Below are 265 nucleotides of genomic sequence, written 5' to 3' on the forward strand. Positions count from 1 at the left end.
GTTGTCGGACACGGCGACTTCGGCACGGTTATCGACCCGGCTGACCGACACCGTGATGCGCGCGCCGACGGGTGCGTAGTGAATCGCGTTGTGCACCAGATTGGCCAGGGCCTCGTGCAGCTCGGCCTCGCTGCCGGACACGGTCGCGCCGCCCTCCTGGCCCTGCTCGTTGACGGCCTGCACCCAGCCCAGGTCCTGCTGCTTTTCATGCGCCAGCGGCAGGTACTGCAGCACCACTTCGCGCGACACGGCATTCATGTCGAGC

At 67.5% G+C, this 265-nt stretch carries 1 protein-coding gene; it reads right to left on the minus strand.

The features are described from left to right. Positions 1-265: ATP-binding protein (locus tag SB751_RS31505; RefSeq protein ID WP_410749212.1), on the minus strand; the 265-nt coding region annotated here is incomplete at both ends.

This window comes from Cupriavidus sp. SIMBA_020, assembly GCF_046535395.1.
In the GTDB taxonomy this organism is placed as follows: domain Bacteria; phylum Pseudomonadota; class Gammaproteobacteria; order Burkholderiales; family Burkholderiaceae; genus Cupriavidus; species Cupriavidus campinensis.